This is a genomic window from Microbacterium sp. 71-36 (assembly GCF_001898305.1).
GTDB lineage: Bacteria > Actinomycetota > Actinomycetes > Actinomycetales > Microbacteriaceae > Microbacterium.
In genome coordinates, this window is sequence record NZ_MKTP01000001.1 from 1418849 (window position 1) to 1437116 (window position 18268).

The 18268-nt window shown below is 71.9% G+C and carries 16 protein-coding genes and 1 tRNA gene; 9 read left to right on the forward strand and 8 right to left on the reverse strand.

The window, feature by feature from the left end:
- Nucleotides 1–81 precede the first annotated feature (81 nt).
- Complete coding sequence (locus BGO45_RS06935; protein WP_292692093.1) at nt 82–957, reverse strand: LysR family transcriptional regulator; 876 nt, start codon at nt 955–957, stop codon at nt 82–84.
- Nucleotides 958–1137: 180 nt separating this feature from the next.
- Here BGO45_RS06935 and BGO45_RS06940 point away from each other — a divergent pair, with 180 nt between their 5' ends.
- Both BGO45_RS06940 and BGO45_RS06945 read left to right on the forward strand, forming a co-directional pair.
- Entirely contained in the window at nt 1138–1500 is a 363-nt protein-coding gene (locus tag BGO45_RS06940) for a carboxymuconolactone decarboxylase family protein (protein ID WP_292692095.1), read from the forward strand.
- Nucleotides 1493–2353, forward strand: coding sequence for a sulfurtransferase (locus tag BGO45_RS06945; protein WP_292692097.1), 861 nt, complete (start codon nt 1493–1495; stop codon nt 2351–2353). The genes BGO45_RS06940 and BGO45_RS06945 overlap by 8 nt, the downstream gene beginning before the upstream one ends.
- A gap of 1 nt (nt 2354) precedes the next feature.
- Here the strand turns inward: BGO45_RS06945 and BGO45_RS06950 are convergent, their stop codons facing one another.
- On the reverse strand, nt 2355–3680 hold the full coding sequence (locus BGO45_RS06950) for an NAD(P)/FAD-dependent oxidoreductase (protein WP_292692099.1): 1326 nt from the start codon (nt 3678–3680) through the stop codon (nt 2355–2357).
- 75 nt (nt 3681–3755) lie between these two features.
- Here BGO45_RS06950 and BGO45_RS06955 point away from each other — a divergent pair, with 75 nt between their 5' ends.
- Nucleotides 3756–4388: a LysE family translocator gene (locus tag BGO45_RS06955; RefSeq protein WP_292692101.1), complete on the forward strand. Its 633-nt coding sequence runs from the start codon at nt 3756–3758 to the stop codon at nt 4386–4388.
- 33 nt (nt 4389–4421) lie between these two features.
- Here the strand turns inward: BGO45_RS06955 and BGO45_RS06960 are convergent, their stop codons facing one another.
- Genes BGO45_RS06960 through BGO45_RS06975 form a run of 4 tightly spaced genes read right to left on the reverse strand, consistent with a single transcriptional unit; the run spans nt 4422 to nt 8215 of the window.
- Nucleotides 4422–6161: a choice-of-anchor G family protein gene (locus BGO45_RS06960; RefSeq protein WP_292692103.1), complete on the reverse strand. Its 1740-nt coding sequence runs from the start codon at nt 6159–6161 to the stop codon at nt 4422–4424.
- Nucleotides 6158–6886 (reverse strand): hypothetical protein, encoded by a 729-nt coding sequence (locus BGO45_RS06965; RefSeq protein WP_292692105.1) that lies wholly within the window; start codon nt 6884–6886, stop codon nt 6158–6160. The genes BGO45_RS06960 and BGO45_RS06965 overlap by 4 nt, the downstream gene beginning before the upstream one ends.
- A gap of 13 nt (nt 6887–6899) precedes the next feature.
- Nucleotides 6900–7532, reverse strand: a complete 633-nt coding sequence (locus BGO45_RS06970; RefSeq protein ID WP_292692107.1) for a S26 family signal peptidase — start codon at nt 7530–7532, stop codon at nt 6900–6902.
- Nucleotides 7529–8215: a SipW-dependent-type signal peptide-containing protein gene (locus BGO45_RS06975; RefSeq protein ID WP_292692109.1), complete on the reverse strand. Its 687-nt coding sequence runs from the start codon at nt 8213–8215 to the stop codon at nt 7529–7531. Before BGO45_RS06975 ends, BGO45_RS06970 begins: the two co-directional genes overlap by 4 nt.
- Before the next feature lie 432 nt (nt 8216–8647).
- On the opposite strand from BGO45_RS06975, the gene BGO45_RS06980 reads away from it, so the two are divergent.
- Complete coding sequence (locus tag BGO45_RS06980) at nt 8648–11017, forward strand: helix-turn-helix transcriptional regulator (protein ID WP_292692110.1); 2370 nt, start codon at nt 8648–8650, stop codon at nt 11015–11017.
- Nucleotides 11018–11047: 30 nt separating this feature from the next.
- On the opposite strand, the gene BGO45_RS06985 is transcribed toward BGO45_RS06980, so the two are convergent.
- A complete protein-coding gene (locus BGO45_RS06985; RefSeq protein ID WP_292692111.1) occupies nt 11048–12439 on the reverse strand; it encodes an amino acid permease in 1392 nt (463 codons plus the stop codon).
- Between the two features lie 475 nt (nt 12440–12914).
- Here BGO45_RS06985 and BGO45_RS06990 point away from each other — a divergent pair, with 475 nt between their 5' ends.
- From BGO45_RS06990 to BGO45_RS07000, 3 genes are all read left to right on the forward strand, one after another.
- Nucleotides 12915–13478 (forward strand): hypothetical protein, encoded by a 564-nt coding sequence (locus BGO45_RS06990; protein WP_292692113.1) that lies wholly within the window; start codon nt 12915–12917, stop codon nt 13476–13478.
- Nucleotides 13479–13723: 245 nt separating this feature from the next.
- Nucleotides 13724–14344, forward strand: a complete 621-nt coding sequence (locus BGO45_RS06995; protein WP_292692115.1) for a histidine phosphatase family protein — start codon at nt 13724–13726, stop codon at nt 14342–14344.
- A 226-nt stretch (nt 14345–14570) separates the two neighbouring features.
- Entirely contained in the window at nt 14571–15002 is a 432-nt protein-coding gene (locus tag BGO45_RS07000) for a MarR family transcriptional regulator (protein WP_076495158.1), read from the forward strand.
- A gap of 105 nt (nt 15003–15107) precedes the next feature.
- On the opposite strand, the gene BGO45_RS07005 is transcribed toward BGO45_RS07000, so the two are convergent.
- Nucleotides 15108–16604, reverse strand: coding sequence for an L-serine ammonia-lyase, iron-sulfur-dependent, subunit alpha (locus tag BGO45_RS07005; RefSeq protein ID WP_292692116.1), 1497 nt, complete (start codon nt 16602–16604; stop codon nt 15108–15110).
- Nucleotides 16605–16750: 146 nt separating this feature from the next.
- Between BGO45_RS07005 and BGO45_RS07010 the strand changes: the two genes are divergently transcribed.
- Nucleotides 16751–16823 (forward strand) — tRNA-Arg (locus BGO45_RS07010).
- A 178-nt stretch (nt 16824–17001) separates the two neighbouring features.
- On the forward strand, nt 17002–18207 hold the full coding sequence (locus BGO45_RS07015; RefSeq protein ID WP_292692118.1) for a cupin domain-containing protein: 1206 nt from the start codon (nt 17002–17004) through the stop codon (nt 18205–18207).
- The last annotated feature ends 61 nt before the right edge of the window (nt 18208–18268 follow it).

Consider the following 18268-nt stretch of genomic DNA (forward strand, 5'->3'; position numbering starts at 1 on the left):
CCATGCTCCGCGGGAGGGGCCGCGCGCGTCCAACAGCGATCCTCGAACCGCACCCATCGGGCATTCCGATGGGCGCGGACGTCACGCCGAGACGGCGTGGATGTGGCGTCGGACCGCGAAGAACCCGTCGAGGGAGGCCAGCGCCGCCTGCTCCACGTCGGGTTCGAGCCCCCGCCGTGTGATGAGCCGGACGAAGATCCGGCCGAGGTCGGGGAAGTCGCGCCGCACCACGAGACCGGCGGGCGCACGACCCGCGGTGGGCAGGACCGCGACGCCCAGGCCGGCACGGGCCGCGGCGATGACGCCCTCGAGACTGCCGGATTCGGCCGCGATGTCGACGCGGGCACCGATGTCGCCGAGCTCCTGAAGTGCGCGCTGTCGCATGCCGCACGGCTCGACGTACGCCACGAGCGGCACGGCCTCGCCGTGCCCGGGCGGCTGCCAGGACGGCGATGCGTACCAGTTGAGCGGCAGCTCGCCCACCTCGACGCCGGCGACGGTCGATCCGGTGTCGAGCACCACGGCGAGGTCGATGGTGCCCTTGGTCACGGCATCCGTCATCTTGGTGGAGCGGTCGATGTGGAACTGCACCTGGCGGTCGGGGAACGCGCGGCGGAGGGTCCCGAGGAGCTCCGGCAGGATCTGCTCGGCGGCCGTCTCGGTGGACCCCACGACGATCGTGCGAGCGCGCGTGACGTCCAGACGCGCGAGGGCTTCGTCGTGGACGGCGAGGATGCGGCGGGCCTCGGCGAGGAGCTTCTCCCCCGCCAGCGTGAAGCGGGCGCGCCGGCCGTCCCGCTCGACCAGCGGCTGCTGCAGCCGCTTCTCGAGGGAGCGCACGTGCTGGCTGACCGTGGGCTGGGACATGTGGAGGGCCACCGCGGCACGGCCGAATCCCCCGCACTCGTCGATCGCGACGAAGGTGCGCAGTTGGATGATGTCGAGCGTCTCGGCCATGCCTGGACGATAGACGGCCGCGTGCCCCACCCGCTCGGCGACGGTCACGCGGGTTCACATGGCATCCATCGGGCACGGCGATGGGTGCTCATCACGGACCCGGCATTGCTCGCCCGCGCGCGGTCTTCCTAGGCTCGGACCGGTGCGCCATCCGATCGGCGCCGCCACGAGGAGTGAGAGATGAGCGACTTCTTCGACCGCGAGGGAGACCGCGCGTACACGCGCGACTACAAGGAGACGACGCCGGACGTGCTCGCCGCGTTCACGGCGTTCAACGACAGCGTGTTCGCGCCCGAGGGTCGCGAGATCCCGCTGAAGTTCCGCGAGCTCATCGCGCTCGCCGTCGGCATCACGACGCAGTGCACCTACTGCATCGACGGGCACTCGCAGGCCGCCGTCCGCGCCGGCGCCTCGAAGGCCGAGCTCGCCGAGGCCGCCTGGGTCGCGACCGCGATCCGCGCCGGCGGCGGGTTCGCGCACGGTCGGCTGGCGTTCAAGCTGTCCGGCATCCACGATCACGAGGCGGTGCACGCGCATGTCTGACGTCCTGGTCACCGCGACCGAACTGCGCGACGCCCTCGCCGCGGGGGGTTTCGCCGACGGCGGTCCCGTGCGCGTGCTCGACGTGCGCTGGCGCCTCGACCGACCCGACGGGCTGCCCGAGTACCGCGCCGGGCACATCCCCGGCGCGCAGTACGTCGACCTCGACCACGAGCTCGCCGCGCACGGGGAGCCCACCGACGGGCGGCATCCGCTCCCGCCCGTCGAGGCGCTGCAGGAGGCGGCCCGGCGCTGGGGCATCGATGACGGCGACACCGTGGTGGTCTACGACGACCTCAAGAACCTCTCGAGCGCGCGCGCCTGGTGGCTGCTGCGGTACGCCGGCGTCGCGGACGTGCGTCTGCTCGACGGGTCGCTCCGCGCGTGGACCGACGCCGGGTTCGATGCGGAGACGGGGGATGCCACTCCCCCCGCGCCCGGGTCGGTGACGCTGGCCTACGGCGCGCTGCCCGTGCTCCCGCTCGACGAGGTCGCCGGGTTCGCCGACGGGGCGCTCCTGCTCGACGCGCGGGCGGGCGAGCGCTACCGGGGCGAGGTCGAGCCGATCGACCCCCGCGCCGGGCACGTGCCCGGCGCCGTGAGCGCCCCCACCACCGAGAACGTCGGCGCCGACGGGCGGTTCCTCGCCCCGGAGGCGCTGCGCGCGCGCTTCACCGAGCTCGGTGCGCTGCCCGGTGTCGAGGTGGGTGTGTACTGCGGCTCCGGTGTGACGGCGGCGCACCAGGCGGTCGCGCTGACGCTCGCCGGGTTCACGCCGCGCGTGTTCCCCGGGTCGTGGAGCCAGTGGTCGAACCACCCGGAGCTGCCGGTCGCGACCGGCGCCGAGCCGCGCTGAGTCAGGCCCAGAGCTCCTCGATCGGCACCGCGCGGCCGAGCACATTCTCGGCGGCGCGGTGCCCCGACAGCAGGGCACCGGGCACCGTCGCGGGGTCGTCGCCCCACGTGGCCTCTCCGGCGAGGTGCAGCACTCCCCCGATCGGTGCGGCGAGCTCGTCGTGGTCGGGGCCGACCGAGCCGGGCTTCATGTAGCTGTACGACCCGCGCGAGAACGGGTCGTCCTGCCAGCGCGTGACGACCACGCTGTCGGGGTCGGGGATCTCCTCGCCGTACAGGCGACGCAGCTGCGTCATCGTCGAGGCCGTGATCTCCTCGTCGCTCCAGTGCCGGGTGGCGACCGCTGCGGGACCGGCGGCGAACGTCAGCAGCGCCGCCTCGTCGTGGATCCGTCCCAGGTCGTACCAGGAGTGCCACCACTCCCCCTCGTCGCCGAACTGACGGATGCCGTAGACCCCGGCATCCCAGAACTTCTCGGGGAAGCGCAGCACGACCTTCTCGAAGGCATTGGATGCCAGCACCCCGAGCACCCGCTGATGGGTGTCCGGCAGCGGCGGCGTGATCGCGACATCACCGGACTGCAGGACGCCGATGGGGAGCGTGACGACGGCGGTCGCGCCCCGGAACGTGCCGCGGTCGGTGGTGACGGTCACCCCGGCGTCGGACCGGTCGATCGCGGTGACGACGTGCTCGAGGCGGACGTCGAGCCCCGCGGCGAGGTGGGTGGCGAGTTCGTCGTAGCCGCGCGGGAAGACGACCTCGATCCCGTTGACGGTGTCGTCGTCGAGGCCGTGCGCCCCGAGCACCGACATGTGGACGCCGTACTGCTCCTCCGCGCGGCGGCCGTTGTATTCGCGCACGCGCTGCGCGCGCTCGGGCGCCCAGTCGCGGGCGGCGAGCGCCTCCTCCACCACGTCGGCGTAGGTGGCATCCGGAGCCGACCGGGCGATGACGTCGACCAGATCGGCGTTCAGGGTGCGGACGTCGTCGGCGAACGCCCGCACCTCGTCGGGGGAGAGGCGCGCGGCATCCGGCCCGAAGTACGCCAGAGGGCGGCTGTCGGGCTGGTAGCCGCCGACGGTGAACTCCGCCATCGGCATCCCGAAGCTCCGGGCGGCGGCCTCGACCGGACTGTCGTCGATGCCGTGGATCCACGACGCCCCGCGATCGGTGACGTGGTGCCCGTCGCGCTGCGAGTGCACGCGGCCGCCCACGCGGTCGCGCGCCTCCAGGACGACGACGCGACGGCCTTCGCGAGCGAGGAGCCGAGCCGCGGAGAGACCTGCGATTCCGGCTCCGACGACGACGGTGTCGAACTGCTCCTGCATGACGGCTCCCTCGGGTAGACGACCGTGTCACGAGAGTAGTCGTCGCGCCGCCGCCCGCGGGGATACGGTGAGCGCATGATTCCGTGGGAGAACCTGGTGGCGTTCGTACTCGCCTCCGCCGTGATCATCGTGATCCCGGGGCCGAGCGTGCTGTTCGTCATCGGCCGGTCGATCGCCCTCGGTCGGCGCGCCGGCGTGCTGAGCGTCGTCGGGAACTCCCTCGGAACGATCCCGGCCGTGGTCGCCGTCGCCTTCGGCGTGGGGGCGATCGTCGCGTCGTCCGTCGTGGCCTTCACGGTGATCAAGATCGTCGGTGCGCTGTACCTCGTCTGGCTCGGCATCCAGGCGATCCGGCACCGGCGGGACGGCGCCGCCTTCGCCGCGGTCGGGACCCGGTCGACCTGGACGCTGCTGCGCCAGGGGATGGTCGTCGGGGTGACGAATCCTAAGACGATCGCCTTCTTCGTCGCCGTGCTGCCGCAGTTCGTCTCACCCGCGGCGGGGCCCGTGTGGGCTCAGCTGCTGGCGCTGGGACTGCTGTTCCAGGCCATGGCGCTGGTCTGCGACAGCACGTGGGCGCTCGCGGCCGGGACGGCCCGGGCCTGGTTCGCGCGGTCCCCGCGGCGGATCTCGGGGCTGGCGGGGGCCGGAGGGGTCATGATGATCGGGCTCGGCGGGGCGCTGGCGCTGACCGGAGCGAAGAGCTAGCCGCGGCGGTGATCCCTCACCGCCGCGGCCCGCTCAGGGCAGGGTGACGGGACCGGCGGATCCGGTGCCGAACAGGACGTGAGCCACGTCGTCCGGGACGGCGAAGTCGGCGAGTCCGAGTCGCAGCGCGGTGACCGCGTACTCCGCCGTCGACCGCGACGTCGCCGCCGTGAAGGTCGATCCCGGCGGCGCACCGGGCTGGTCCGGCCGGACGTTGACCATCAGGGACACCACCGTCGGGAGCGCGTTCAGCACGGTGGCGAGCACGGTCACCACCGGCGCGGAGAGCGACGACAGGGTGGCACCGAGTGTGGTCACTCGGTCGAACAGTTGCGTCGTGAGCAGATTGGCCACCGATGTGGTCAGCGCGGACCCGGAGGAGGTGAGCGTGGACAGGATCGAGGTGAGCGTGGGAAGACCCGCGACCCCGAGCGCGAGGTTGATGGTGCTCACGAGCGGTCCCGTGGGCGTGTTCGACAGGGTCACCCCGATCGTGGCGGTGCCGTCGACGACGGCCCCGATCGTGGCATCCAGACCGAGGGTCACCGTGGCGAGCGTGTACCCGACGGCCGAGACCGTGGTGGTCAGGGCGATCTTCAGCTGCGCGTTCCGGATCGCCGTCCTGAGCGCATCGGTGACGTCGTCCGCCCAGTCGTCCAGCAGCGTCCCGGCCTCGGCGACGATCGCGTTCACGACCCCCGCGTTCAGCACGAGCTCCGTGTTCGGCGCCGCGTCGTTGAGGGGACCGGTGAGTCGTTCGATGTCGACGAGGATCCGGCCGTTCGCGAGATCGATCGTGAAGCCGTCGCCCTCCAGCTGGAGGCCCAGGAGAGGGGCGACCGTCGACTGCAGGTCCAGTCCGGTGATCGTGACCGTACCCGTGAGGCTCGCCGCGGCGATCCCGGGCACCCGCAGGGCCAGGGCGGCGCGCAGGTTCTGCGCGATCAGACCGTTCTGCCCGACGAGTCCGGCGACCGCGGTCTCCAGCTGCCCGACCGTCGTGGTCACGGCACCCGTCAGCGCCCCCACCGCGGGGGCGTCCAGCACCACCCCGAGCGACGCGATGCCGTAGTCGCGCTCGACCGTCGGCTGCGTCGGAGCGACCCCCCAGACCTGCTGCAGGAGGGCGGCGCACCCGTCGAGCTGAGAGCTCGCGGCGACCGCACCGACCTCGAGCGTCGCCGTGTCCAGCCCCACGACGGAGGGCAGCAACGCGGTGAGGTCGATCGTCGCCGGCTGCGGAAGATCGTCGTCCGGGGTGCTGTCCGAGACGAGAACGCCACCGGAGTCGTTGATGAGCCCGGCCGCGCCGGCCGCGCGCCCGCCGCTCGATCCCTGCGCCCACTGGTTGGCCGCACCGAGGGCGGCACCGGGAAGCGGAACGGCGAGTCCGGTCAGGTCCACACCCACGATGCCCAGGGCCGTGACGTCCAGAGGATTCGCGAACGTGGCCGTCGGCGGTGTCGAGCCGAGGTCGATCGCGTTCGACGGGTCGGGCACGGCGGTGCCGTCCGCCTGCACGGTCAGGAGCATGTCCTCGAGCGCGGCGACGGTGTCGAGGTCGACGCCGAGCAACTCCCCGGCGAGGAACGTGCCGCGCGAACGGGTCTCCAGTGCCGGGCTCTGCGCGCAGTCGAGCGTGGACGTCCCGAGCGCATCCTCGTGGACCCACTCGCCGTCGTTCCAGCTGGCGGTCGTGGCGGTGATGCCGAGCGGCACCACGAGGGCCGCCCCCATCGACGCGGCCAGTGCCGCGCGCATCCATGTCTTCACCGTCGTCCCCCGTTCCGCGCGATCCGCAGCGACGCCCCGAGCCCGAGCAGGCCCGCGGCCAGCGCGCCCACGCCGATCAGAGCCATGGGGTCGAACCCGGTGGCCGGCAGGCGGCCCGGCGGCCTCACGGCCACGTCGTCGATCGACATGGCCGTCAGACCGATCCCCATCCGACCGCGCAGCCCCATGAGGGCGGTGTCCCCCTGCGCTGCGGCGGAATCCTCCACGGAGAGCGTCACGAGCAGGTATTGCGGCGCCGACGGCGTCAAGGGACGCAACTCGAACGACGGAGACGACGACGTGTAGTCCTCGGCCGGCGTGGCCAGGGTCACCGCACGGCTCCCGGAGGCGCAGGTGGGCTGCTCGGGCACCCCCGCCCAGGGCGAATCGCACACGTCCACCTGCATCATCAAGCCGCGAGGGGCCTCGGCGAGCGGACCGCTCTTGCGCAGCTCGAGCGCGAGGGTCGCCCGGCTGGCGTCCTCCAGACGGGCGCGGATCTGCCAGAAAGCAGGGTCGCCGGGGCTGAGATCGAGGAACTCCGCCGGGTACGGGTCGGAGGAGAGCACCAGCCGTCCCGGCGCCCCGGTGGGCGGGACGTCGATGAACGCCGCACGGGCGGCATCGGCGACGAACAGGCCTCCCGCGCCGACGAGCGCGAGGGAGGCGGCGGCGGCGAGGACCGCGCTGACGCGCCGACGACCGGCGCGGGGAGAGAGGGACATGGGTCTCCTGGGATCAGCGGGAAGGAAGCGACGGTTGCGGGTCCGCGTCGTCGGCGCGCGTCCGGACCGATGCGGGCCACAGTGCCCACGCGATCACGGCGGCGACGAGAACGGACCCGCCGAGCATGGCCACCGGCGTCTTGGCGGCGGTGACGATCGACCCCGCGCCGGGTGCGCCGACGAGGACCCGAGGGGCGCTGGTGACGACGTACGGCCGGAGGTCGGCGGAGTCGTTCGCGTCGCCGCGGAGGGTGAGGCTGCGGGCCTGCGGGTCCCCCGCGACGGGCGCGATGTCGATGATGCGATGGGTCACCTGGGCCCCGTTGCCGGGCCGTCGCACGGTCACGACGTCGCCGACGGCGAGATCGACGGCGTCGACCGTGCGGGTGATGGCGGCGGCCCCCGTGGGGAGCGTGGGGGACATCGACCCGGTCACGAAGACGATGATCCCCAGCCCCCACACGGCGCTGGCCGCCAACCAGGCGACGGTGAGGATGCCGAGGCATCCGACGAAGATGGTCACGGCATCCCGCACCCGCTCGATCGGTGCGACCGTTCCGACGGCGGACGCTCGAGAGGATGACCTGTGCCGGGCGCCGGCGGCGTGTGCGGCGATCGGCCGGGATGCCGTGACCAGATCGTTCACGAGGTGGCCACGAACTCCCAGGCCGGGGCGATGGTCCGGCCCATGTAGTCCGCGGCGTCGAACCCGGGAGCCAGCGGGATCGGGTCGGGGAGCGTGACCTCGAAGCAGTAGTACTGCACCGAGCCGGCCGCCGCCGCGAGCGACTGCGTGACGGACCCGCCGGTGCCGGACAGCGGACCGTCGGCGATGATGGTCGCACCGCCGGTGAAGGCCGAGGCGTCGCAGGTGAAGGCCGCGGTCGCGGTGGCGACGCGCACGTCGAGCGCGTCGAAGAGCAGGTCGCCCGCGTCGACGGGGGTGATCCCCGCCGCCGTGACGGCCGGCTGGAGCTCGACGTCGCCCGCGATCGACGCGGCTTTGGTGCGCAGCGCCACCGCGGCGTAGACGCTGTCGCCCGGCGTCAGTTCGGTGCCGAGAAGACCCGCGGCGGAGAAGACCATCTCGCCGCCGGGGTTGTCCGGCTCATCGGTCCAGGCGGCCGCGTCGAAGCCCGGGTCCGTGTTCTGCTCGATCGCGAAGGTGGAGGTCCCGACGCCCGGTCCCCCCGTGCCGTCCCCGCCGAACACCCACTCGGTGTCCGTCCAGGCCGCGAGGGTGGCGGCCACGCCGACCCCGAGGGCCGCGCCTCCCGCGGCGACGGCGAAAATCCGGCGCCGGACGACCCGGTGCTTCTGCTTCTCCATGGAAACCCCCATTGGTTCAGGACCGCTCGGCCGATGCCCAGCGAGCGGGACGACCCCGCGATGGCGAGCCTCTCGGCGCGTGGAGGGCGCGCCAAGGTCCGGAGACGCGAACCAGAGCGAACACCAGTGGGATGCCGATGAGCGCTCGTCCATTCGGATGAGAACCCCGTATTTCCGGGTGACTACTGAGCCCGAGAAAGTGAGTAGTCCTGCGTAGAGGCACCCGACCCGGTCTGCGTGAGTGCGGCTATCGTGATGTGGGACCGATTCCACGAGGGGGTGGCAATGGGGGCGATCGCAGATTTCCGCGGTGGGGAGAGCACTCCGCGGACCGTTCGACATGCGGCGGACCCGGAGGTGATCGCGCGACATCTGGCGGCCGGGACACCCGTGGTCCTGGTCGGGCCCGTGGGGGTCGGGAAGACCGTGACGATGAGCCGCGTCGCGCACGCGCTGGCGCGGCGGGAGGTCCCCACCCAGCTCGTGCGCGGCGTGGAGCTGGCCCCCGAGGCCGGGTCCGCGGTGATGGAGGACCTCCCCGCGCCGGGGACGACGCTGCTGGTGGACGACGCCCACGCTCTGGACGAGCGCTCCGGGGCGACCCTCCTGCGCGCGGTGTGCCATCGCCGCGTCACGGCGTGCATCGCGGTGGAGACGCCGCGGTTCACGCGCCCGGCATCCGACGATCTCACGCACTCGCTGCTGGAGCTGGGCAGCCGCGGCTTCGCACTCCGCATCGACCTCGAGCCCCTGGGAGAGACGGAGGCGTCCGCCTTCCTGCGCGAGTGCGGGGCGGACGCGCTCGACGGCGTGACCCAGGACGCGCTGGTGTGGATGGCGAACGGCTCGCGCGCCCTGCTCTCCGAGTTCGCCGAGGTCGCGACCCACGCCTCGAGGCATGGGCGCGATCCGCTCACCGCCCTGCGGGAGGCCCCGATGTGGACGCGACTGGGGGACGCGGTGCACACGCATCTGTCGGCGCTGGACGTCGAGCATCTCTCGACGCTGGTGGCCGTCGGGCGTTTCCCGGGCATATCGTCGTCGCACGCGGCCCGCATCCGCCCCTGTCATGAGGTCGAGACGCTCCGCGCGTACGGCTGCATCTGGAGAGACGATTCGGATGCCGGTGCCCTGTGGGCCAATCCCGTGCTGGCCGCCGAGGCCACGCGCCGCCTCGGGGACGCGCACGTCCGCGACATCGTCGAGGCCGCAGCGGCGCAGATGTTCGAGGCCGGCGGCCGATGGTGGAGCCCGCCGATCGCGGCCGTCGTGGCCGAGTCACTCCTCCGCGGGGATCCCCCGCCCGTCCCGGCGACCGAGGATCTGTGTCGCCGCGCGCTGCTCGACGCCGCGAGACACTCCAACGACCAGGGGCGCTTCGCGACGGCGGAGGCGTTCGCGACGACCGGGCTCGCCGGCGACCCCGACGACGGGGCCCTCCGCTTGGAACTCGCGCACGCGCGGGTCTCCGCCGGCGCCCCGCAGACCGAGAGCCCGCTGCCGCCGGTGGTCGCGTCGGAGAGGGACAGGCATCGGGCGCAGGAGATCGCGACGGCCTGGGAGATGCGCGGGTTCTCCTCCGCCTCCCGCGCCCTGCACGCCGCGCTCGACCGCGGTCGCGCACCGAGTGCGGAGGAGGATCCCGCCTCCGCACGGGTCGACACTCTCGGGTTCGCGCTGCAGTGGCCGCTCGCGCGCGACGTCGCGCAGCAGACGGCCCGTACGGCTTCCGGCTCCCGGCGGGTCTGGGCGTGGCTGCGGGAGGCGTACGCCCGCGCACAGCTGGGGGACGCGGACGGCGCCGACCGGCTGTCGGCTCGCGTCGAGGAGTTCGTCTACGAGAGCGGTGTCGCCGGTCTCGACACCGCGGAACGGGCGTGGGCGCTGACGGTCTCCCTGATGACGCACCTCACGCTGGGCGCCGACGTCCCGCTGATCCACGGACGGATCGCCGATGAACGACGCCGAGCCGCGCGGGAGGGGGACGACCGCGCGCTGGGGGCGGCCGGACTGGCCGCGTCGTTGTCGGCGGCCGTCACCGGGGACGACGACGGGGCCCTCCGCGATCTCCACGCGGCGCGGGGGCGGTTCCACCTGATCCGCAAGGACATGGCGGTGGCGGGCGTGAAGCTGCTGATCGCGCAGTTCGTCGCCGTCCGCGGCCGCATCCCGGAGGCACGACGCATCGTCGACCGGGTCTCGGGCCTCTGGGCGGACGGCCCGCTGAGCCTCCGTCACGACTGCGTCGCCGCGCGGTCGATGGTCGACGCGTTGGACGCGCGCTACGACGACGCCGCCCGGGCGGCTCGGCACGCACTGTCGTTGACGACGGAGCGACCGGCACCGATGCTGCGGGTGCGGGATCTCCATCGGGCGGTGACGCTGGGGGTGGCGGAGCAGGATCTCCAGGACGAGATCCGTCGCCTGCTCTCCGGGTCCACGGCATCCGTCCGCCGGATCTGGGACGATGCGCCGGTCCCTCTCGTCGCCGGTCGCCGGCACTCCGATCTCCGGGACGCCCTCGTGCGCACGCTGGTGCCGCGCTCCGCCTCGCACCCGCCGACGGAGTCGCCCGCCCTTCTCCCGGGGTCGAGGACGACCGACGCGTCTTCGCTGACCCGGCGGGAGAGGGAGATCGCCGGTCTGATCGCCGCGGGGATGTCGAACCGCGAGATCGCCGATCGCCTGTTCCTGTCCGTGCGCACGGTCGAGTCCCACATCTACCAGGCGCGGGCCAAGGTCGGCGCCCGATCCCGCCGCGACCTGGGCGACCGTGCGAGCGACCGCGGGACCTTCCCCTGATCCCCGGTGCCGCCGCACGCGCGTCGCAGATCACTCGCGCGAGTCGACGGGCGCTTCCTCGTCCAGCGGGACCGGGCGCGCGCCGCGGCGGCCGTAGCGCACCCAGAAGTACCCGTAGCAGAGCAGGACGAACGGGATGCCGAAGTACAGCGCGGGCGCCTGGGCGGGGTCGAAGGCGATGGCCACGATCGAGGCCGTCAGCAGCACGAACGCGAGGATCGGCACGGCCGGGTAGAACGGCGTCCGGTACGCCAGCGCGGACAGGTCGCCTCCGCGCCGCAGGAACTGGCGGCGGTGGAAGAACTGCGCCGCCACGATCGACATCCACACGGCCACCGCGGCGAAACCGGCGATCGACACGAGCACGAGATAGACCGTCTCGGCCGCGACCACGCTGGAGATCAGCGACACGAGTCCGATCGCCAGGCTCACCAGGAGCGCGATGATCGGGATGCCACGCCGCGTCAGGCGCGTGAACGCGCGCGGCGCGTAGCCCTCCTCGGCGAGCGAGAAGAGCATGCGGGCGCACGAGTAGAGTCCGCTGTTCCCGACCGACAGCAGTGCCGTGATCACGACGAAGTTCATGATGTCCGCCGCGTAGGGAACGCCGACGTATTCGAAGACGTCGACGAAAGGGCTCGAGCTGAGACCGGCGCGCTCGTACGGGAGGAGCGCGGCGATCACCGTGATCGAGAGCACGAACAGCACCAGCAGCCGCAGGACGGTCGAGCGCAGTGCGCGCGGGATGTTGCGACCGGGGTCCTTGGTCTCGCCCGCGGCGACTCCGACCAGCTCGGCGCCGCTGAAGGCGTAGAACACCGCGAGCGAGGTGATCAGCACTCCCCCGAGCCCCGCGGGCAGCAGCCCCTCGGGGGTCATGAAGTTGCTGAACAGCACGGCCTCGTGGGGCGACGACGACAGCGGGGTGAACCCGAAGATCGCCAGGCCGCCGAGCACGATGAGAGCCACGATCGCCAGCACCTTGATGAGCGAGAACCAGAACTCCGTCTCACCGAACACCCGCGCCGAGATGGCGTTGAGGGTGAACAGCACCGCCGCGAAGACGAGACACCACACCCAGACGTCCACGCCGGGGAACCACCGCTGCATGAGGATCCCCGACGCGGTGAACTCCGACCCGAGTGCCACCACCCAGCACAGCCAGTACAGCCACGCGGTCGCGAACCCGGTCGCGGGCCCCATCGTGCGCGCCGCATAGACGTGGATGGATCCCGAAACGGGGTAGACGACGGCGAGTTCGCCCAGGCACACCATGACCAGCCAGACGACGAACGCGCCGAGCAGGTACGCGATGACGGCACCGAGCGGGCCCGCCTGGTGGATCGTGTACCCCGAGCTGAGGAACAGTCCCGACCCGATGACCCCGCCGAGCGCGATCATGACGAGATGCCTGGCATCCATCGCGCGCCGCAGAGTGCGCGGCGGCGCCGTCGTGGCAGGGGTCCCAGTGGGCAGGGCGGACGAACCCGGGGAGGTTGTCATGTGGACTCGCAATCGTGGAGAGACCGGGACCCGGGGCTCGCACAGCCGACCTTTCGACCCTCGGCCCGAATCGCGGCGCACGTCAGGCTAACGGATGCCGGGAAGCCCTCGGCCGAGGAGCCGGAGCCGACCCGCCGCGCCGCCTGGACAGTGGCGGAAGCGAACCACTCCCCTGATCGCATCGGGCGTCTTCACCGACCTTGTCCAGAAGGCTCACACCCCGCATCCAGCGGAAGATGAGAGTCGTGCCATGAAAGCGCTCCCAACTCGCGAGGCCGGTTGATCCGAGCCGGTCGGCGGAGAAACGTCGAACGCAACGCGTCCCGCACAGACGACGGGGCGGTCGGCAGAACGAACGACGGATCCTCGGATCCGCACGACGATCGGAGACATCGTGACCGACAGCCAGACCACCGCAACCGAGACCCGCTCCCCCCGCCGTCGGCGCCGCCTGCTCGGGGGCACGGCGGCCTCGGTCGGACTGATCACCGCGATGCTCACCGCCGGATCGCTCCCCGCTCAGGCCGCGTGCGAGGAGTCGGGCCAGTGGCTGTTCAGCCCGGAGACCGAGAGCGCCGAGTCGCTCGTCTCGGCCGGGCCGCCCCAGTCGAACTACAACGGCACCGGGTCGACGGCGTCGACGACGTTCAGCGCCCAGGCGTCCGCGACGGTGGAGGCGAGCGTCAGCGGAAGCGCGAACGTGAGCCTGGACGCCAAGCTCGCGAGCATGTCCGCGACGTACGGCACGTCGTTCTCGGCGAGTCTCACGGCCGGCCTCGGCAACGACATCACCATCGACATCCCGCCCGGGCAGACCGGCAACGGAGAGTACGGCGTCTACACCGTCACGGTGACGGGCACCGAGACGCTGTACGGCCCGTCCTGCGAGGCGGTCGAGAGCCGCACCTCGACCGTCACGTCGCCGGTGAGGGTCGGCTGGAACACCTGGCTGTCGTGACGGCGAGGGGCGAACTGATGAAGCAGCTATGAAGTCACGAAAAGATAACGGCATCCCCTTCCGCTCCGTTACCTCACCGTTATAGAGTCATCGCACGGTGGTTGTTTTGCTGTGGCAGCCACCGACATGTGATTGCAGGACACTCTGGTGCAGGGAAAAGGGCCGGTCGAGACTCCTCGACCGGCCCTTCGTCCGTTCTCGACGCCGTCGGCGACCGCCGGGTCGGAACGCGGGAGGATGGGGACGTGAAAGACGAGGATCTGACCGACCCCGACGGGCGCCTCGTGCTCGTGCGCCACGGCGAGACCGAATGGAGCCGCACGGGCCGCCACACCGGGCTCACCGACATCCCGCTCACCGAGACCGGCGCGTACAAGGCCGAGCTCGCCGGTACGTTGCTGGCGACACGGCACTGGGATCTCGTCCTGACGAGCCCCCTCGCGCGTGCGGTCGAGACCGCGGCCCGCGCCGGGTACCCCCAGGCCGAGATCGAGCCGCGCCTCGTCGAGTGGGACTACGGCGCCTACGAGGGCCTCACGACCCCGGAGATCAGCGCTCGGCTCGGCCACGACTGGACCATCTGGCAGGCCGGCGCCCCCGCGGGCGCCACCCCCGGCGAGACGGTCGCGCAGGTCACGGCCCGCGCCGAGTCCCTCCTCGACGAGCTGCGCCCGCGCGTACGCGCCGGCGAACAGGTGCTGCTGTTCTCGCACTCGCACTTCCTCCGCGCCCTCGCGGGCACGTGGCTCGGCCTGACGGCCGCGGGCGGGAAGTACTTCGTGCTGGGGACGTCGGCGGTCAGCGAGCTCGGGTTCGAGCACGGCTCCGAGGTCATCACGCAGTGGAACCACGTGCGCGGACGCTGAGCCGGCGCGATCACGAAAAGGTCACGGAAACCTCTTCCCTTCCGTTACCTCACCGTTATAGAGTCGTCGCACGGTAACTGTTTTGCTGTGGCGGTTGCCGACATGTGATTGCAGGACACTCTGGTGCAGAGGGCCGGTCGGATGCCGCTTCGACCGGCCCTTCCTGTATTCAGCGACATGGACGTGGCTCCGCCCCCGTCGGGTCAGAACGCCCTACCCTGAGTGCATGACCGATCGCCGCCTCGCCGTCCGCGCCTGGGAGAGCCTGTTCCGCGCGCAGCACGAGGTGTTCGAGGATCTGCGGAACGACTTCGAGGGCACGGAGCTGTCGCAGGCCGAGTACGACGTGCTCCTGACGGTGACGCGTCGCCGCGGAATGACCGCACGCCTCCGCGACGTCACGGCGAACATGCTCATCAGTCAGCCCAGCGTCTCGCGCCTGGTGGAGCGCATGGTCGCCCGCGGCCTGCTCACCAAATGCGCGGACCCCGAGGACGGCCGCGGCTCGCTCGTGACGGCGACCGAGGCCGGCGCCGCGGCGTTCCGGCAGCTCGCCGCCGCGCACGCGACGTCGATCGCCGAGCGCATGGCGCGACTCGACGACGCCGAGCTCACCCAGCTCCACGCGCTGACGGCGAAGCTCCGCGACACGCGCTGACGCGCCCGGCGTTTCGCGGGTCGAGTGTCCAGGACACGCCGTTCCGCGCGCGCCGCATCGGCGTGTCTCGGACACTGGCGCGCGGTGCGACGCCGCCGCCCTGCGTCAGCACTCGATGACGTTCACCGCGAGGCCGCCCTCGCTGGTCTCCTTGTACTTCGTCGACATGTCGATGCCGGTCTGCCGCATCGTCTCGACGACTGTGTCGAGCGAGACGTAGTGCGTGCCGTCGCCGCGCAGCGCGAGGCGGGCTGCGGTCACAGCGGTGGACGCCGCGATCGCGTTGCGCTCGATGCACGGGATCTGCACGAGCCCGCCGACCGGATCGCACGTGAGCCCCAGGTGGTGCTCCATCGCGATCTCCGCGGCGTTCTCGATCTGCCGGTTCGTCCCGCCCATGACCGCCGTGAGCCCGCCCGCGGCCATGGCGCACGCGGAGCCGACCTCGGCCTGGCATCCGCCCTCGGCTCCCGAGATCGAGGCGTTGTTCTTGAACAGTGACCCCAGGGCCGCCGCCGTCAGGAGGAAGCGACGGATGCCACGGCGCCGGTTCGCCTCGGCGACCTGCGCGTCGTCCCACCCGGATGCCTCGGCGCGCGTCGCGGCGTGCCCGTGGAACCCGAGCAGCGCGCTGCCGACGAGCTCCCCGTGCGGGGTGACGGCGTTCCCCACGCCGAGCCCGGAATCCGCGAGGAAGCGCCACCAGTACATCGCCACAGCGGGGAGGATGCCGGCCGCTCCGTTCGTAGGAGCCGTCACGACGCGCCCGCCGGCGGCGTTCTCCTCGTTCACGGCCAGCGCGAAGGCCCCGAGCCACTCCCCGGGAAGCTCGCGGTGCCCTTCGGCCTGGATCTCCTCGAGCTGCGCGCGGATGACCGACGCCCGCCGCTTGACCTTCAGGATGCCGGGGAGCACGCCGTCGCTCTGCAGCCCGGCGTTCACGCAGGAGGCCATGGCATCCCAGATCCTGTCGAGCCCCTCGGCGATCTCCTCGTCGGAGCGCAGCGCCTCCTCGTTGCGCCGCGCGGCTTCGGCGATGGTGATGCCGTGCTCGTCGCACAGCGCGAGCAGCGTCGCGGCGTCGGTGTAGGGGAACGGCACGGGGGCTGCGGCGACCCGCGGCGGCTCCCCGTCCCGGCGGATGAACCCTCCGCCGACGGAGTAATAGGTCTCGTCGGCGAGGATCGCGCCGTCGGCGTCGCGCGCGAACAGCGTCATCGCGTTCGGGTGTCCGGGCAGCCGCGTGCGCGGCGCCAGCACGATGTCGCTCTTCGAGAACGGGATGCCATGGCTCCCGGCCAGCGCGAGCGTCTGCCCATCGGGCCAGTCCGACCACGCCCGGCGCACGGCATCCGGCTCCACCGTCTCGGGCTCGAGCCCCTGCAGGCCCGCGACGACGGCATCCGGTGTGCCGTGCCCGATCCCGGTCGCGCCGAGCGACCCGTAGAGGGCGCACGAGACGGATGCCACGCGGTCGAGCGCTCGGGTGGAGCGCAGGCGTGCGGCGAATTCTGCGGCGGCCCGCATGGGGCCGACCGTGTGGGAGCTCGAGGGTCCTACACCGATGGAGAACAGCTCGAACGCCGAGACGTAGGCGCTCATCCGTCCAGCGTACGTCGCGCGCGCGTCACCGTCCGGATACTCGCGCGCCACGCCCGGGATGCGTTGCCTCCGGCGCCGATTAGACCTCGACGCGGGTCCGGGCTATGCTGGACCACGGCCTGCGCGCCGTTTCGCGCGGAGGCCCTGCGCCCGTAGCTCAATGGATAGAGCATCTGACTACGGATCAGAAGGTTAGGGGTTCGAGTCCCTTCGGGCGCACACTGTGTTGAGACAGTGACAAGCCCCGGTCGTGAGATTTCTCCGGCCGGGGCTTTTTCCGTCCCTTTCCGGGCTTCCCTCCGGATGCCGAACGAGCTTCGGTCATCCGTCTGATCGCCGCGCCCGCGCGCCGGTGTCTCCTGTCGGTACCGCAGAAACCGCGACGAAGGAGACCGTCATGACGACCCCGACCGCCCCGAACCACGATGCCCCGCGCTTCGGCGATCCGGACCTGCCCGCCGAGGGCGCGGTGAACGCCGCCGACGACGCGGCGTCATTGACGATGTCGGGGCCGCAGAACCCCGAGCTCGCCGCGCAGTTCCCGAACCAGATCGACCCGCCCGCGACCGACGTGTCGACGCAGCCGTTCTTCTGGTCGTCGTTCAACATCTCCCCCCGCCGCATCCAACGCGGCGGGTGGGCGCGCGAAGTGACGCAGCAGGACTTCGCCGTCTCCGAAGAGATCTCGGGCGTCAACATGTACCTCGAGGCCGGCGGCATCCGCGAGCTCCACTGGCACCAGACCGCCGAGTGGGCCGTCATGACGCGGGGTCGTTGCCGCATCACCACGCTGAACCGCCGCGGACTGCCGAGCGTCGAGGACGTCGAGGAGGGCGACCTCTGGTACTTCCCGCCCGGACTCCCCCATTCGCTGCAGGGCCTGGGCCCCGACGGCGCGGAGTTCGTGCTCGCTTTCGACGACGGCTCGCAGTCCGAGTCGAACACGCTCCTTCTCACCGACTGGTTCGCGCACACCCCTCCGGAGGTGTTGGCGAAGAACTTCGGCGTCGCGCAGAGCGTCTTCGCGGACATCCCGCTGCACAACCTGTGGATCTTCCCCGGCGACGAGCCCGGCGACCTCGAGACCGACCAGGCCGCCGCGGGCGTCGAATGGGGCGACGAGCCCGTGATCTTCCGACTGTCGCGTTCGACCCCCGTGCACGAGAACAGCGGCGGCCGCATCCAGATCGCCGACAGCACCAACTTCCGCGTCGCGACGACCGTCGCCACGGCTCTCGTCACGGTCGAACCCGGGTCGATGCGCGAACTGCACTGGCATCCGAACGCCGACGAGTGGCAGTACTACCTCCGCGGCTCGGCCCGGATGACGGTGTTCAACACGGGGCCGCACGCGAACACCACCGACTTCCGGGCGGGAGACGTCGGCGTCGTCCGCCGGAACCTGGGCCACTACATCGAGAACACCGGCGACGACGTGCTGCAGTTCCTCGAGGTGTTCCGCAGCGACCGCTACGAAGAGGTCTCGCTCGCCAACTGGCTCGCGCACGTGCCTCCCGCGCTCGTCTCGCAGCACCTCAACATCCCCGAGGACGTCCTGCGCACCTTCCCGCGCGGCCCTCAGGGGATCGTCCCGCTGCGCTGACCGCCCGCTCGACAGACGTCGAGCGACATCGGGACGCATGGCCGAGACCCGCCGCCCCACC

Bases quoted from the DNA above. Each gene is read 5' to 3' on its own strand.
- BGO45_RS06985 (WP_292692111.1), bottom strand. From the start codon at position 12,439: ATGGATGCCAGGCATCTCGTCATGATCGCGCTCGGCGGGGTCATCGGG.
- BGO45_RS07005 (WP_292692116.1), bottom strand. From the start codon at position 16,604: ATGAGCGCCTACGTCTCGGCGTTCGAGCTGTTCTCCATCGGTGTAGGA.
- BGO45_RS06940 (WP_292692095.1), top strand. From the start codon at position 1,138: ATGAGCGACTTCTTCGACCGCGAGGGAGACCGCGCGTACACGCGCGAC.
- BGO45_RS06980 (WP_292692110.1), top strand. From the start codon at position 8,648: ATGAGCCGCGTCGCGCACGCGCTGGCGCGGCGGGAGGTCCCCACCCAG.
- BGO45_RS06935 (WP_292692093.1), bottom strand. From the start codon at position 957: ATGGCCGAGACGCTCGACATCATCCAACTGCGCACCTTCGTCGCGATC.
- BGO45_RS06965 (WP_292692105.1), bottom strand. From the start codon at position 6,886: ATGTCCCTCTCTCCCCGCGCCGGTCGTCGGCGCGTCAGCGCGGTCCTC.
- BGO45_RS07015 (WP_292692118.1), top strand. From the start codon at position 17,002: ATGACGACCCCGACCGCCCCGAACCACGATGCCCCGCGCTTCGGCGAT.
- BGO45_RS07000 (WP_076495158.1), top strand. From the start codon at position 14,571: ATGACCGATCGCCGCCTCGCCGTCCGCGCCTGGGAGAGCCTGTTCCGC.
- BGO45_RS06955 (WP_292692101.1), top strand. From the start codon at position 3,756: ATGATTCCGTGGGAGAACCTGGTGGCGTTCGTACTCGCCTCCGCCGTG.
- BGO45_RS06950 (WP_292692099.1), bottom strand. From the start codon at position 3,680: ATGCAGGAGCAGTTCGACACCGTCGTCGTCGGAGCCGGAATCGCAGGT.
- BGO45_RS06945 (WP_292692097.1), top strand. From the start codon at position 1,493: ATGTCTGACGTCCTGGTCACCGCGACCGAACTGCGCGACGCCCTCGCC.
- BGO45_RS06975 (WP_292692109.1), bottom strand. From the start codon at position 8,215: ATGGAGAAGCAGAAGCACCGGGTCGTCCGGCGCCGGATTTTCGCCGTC.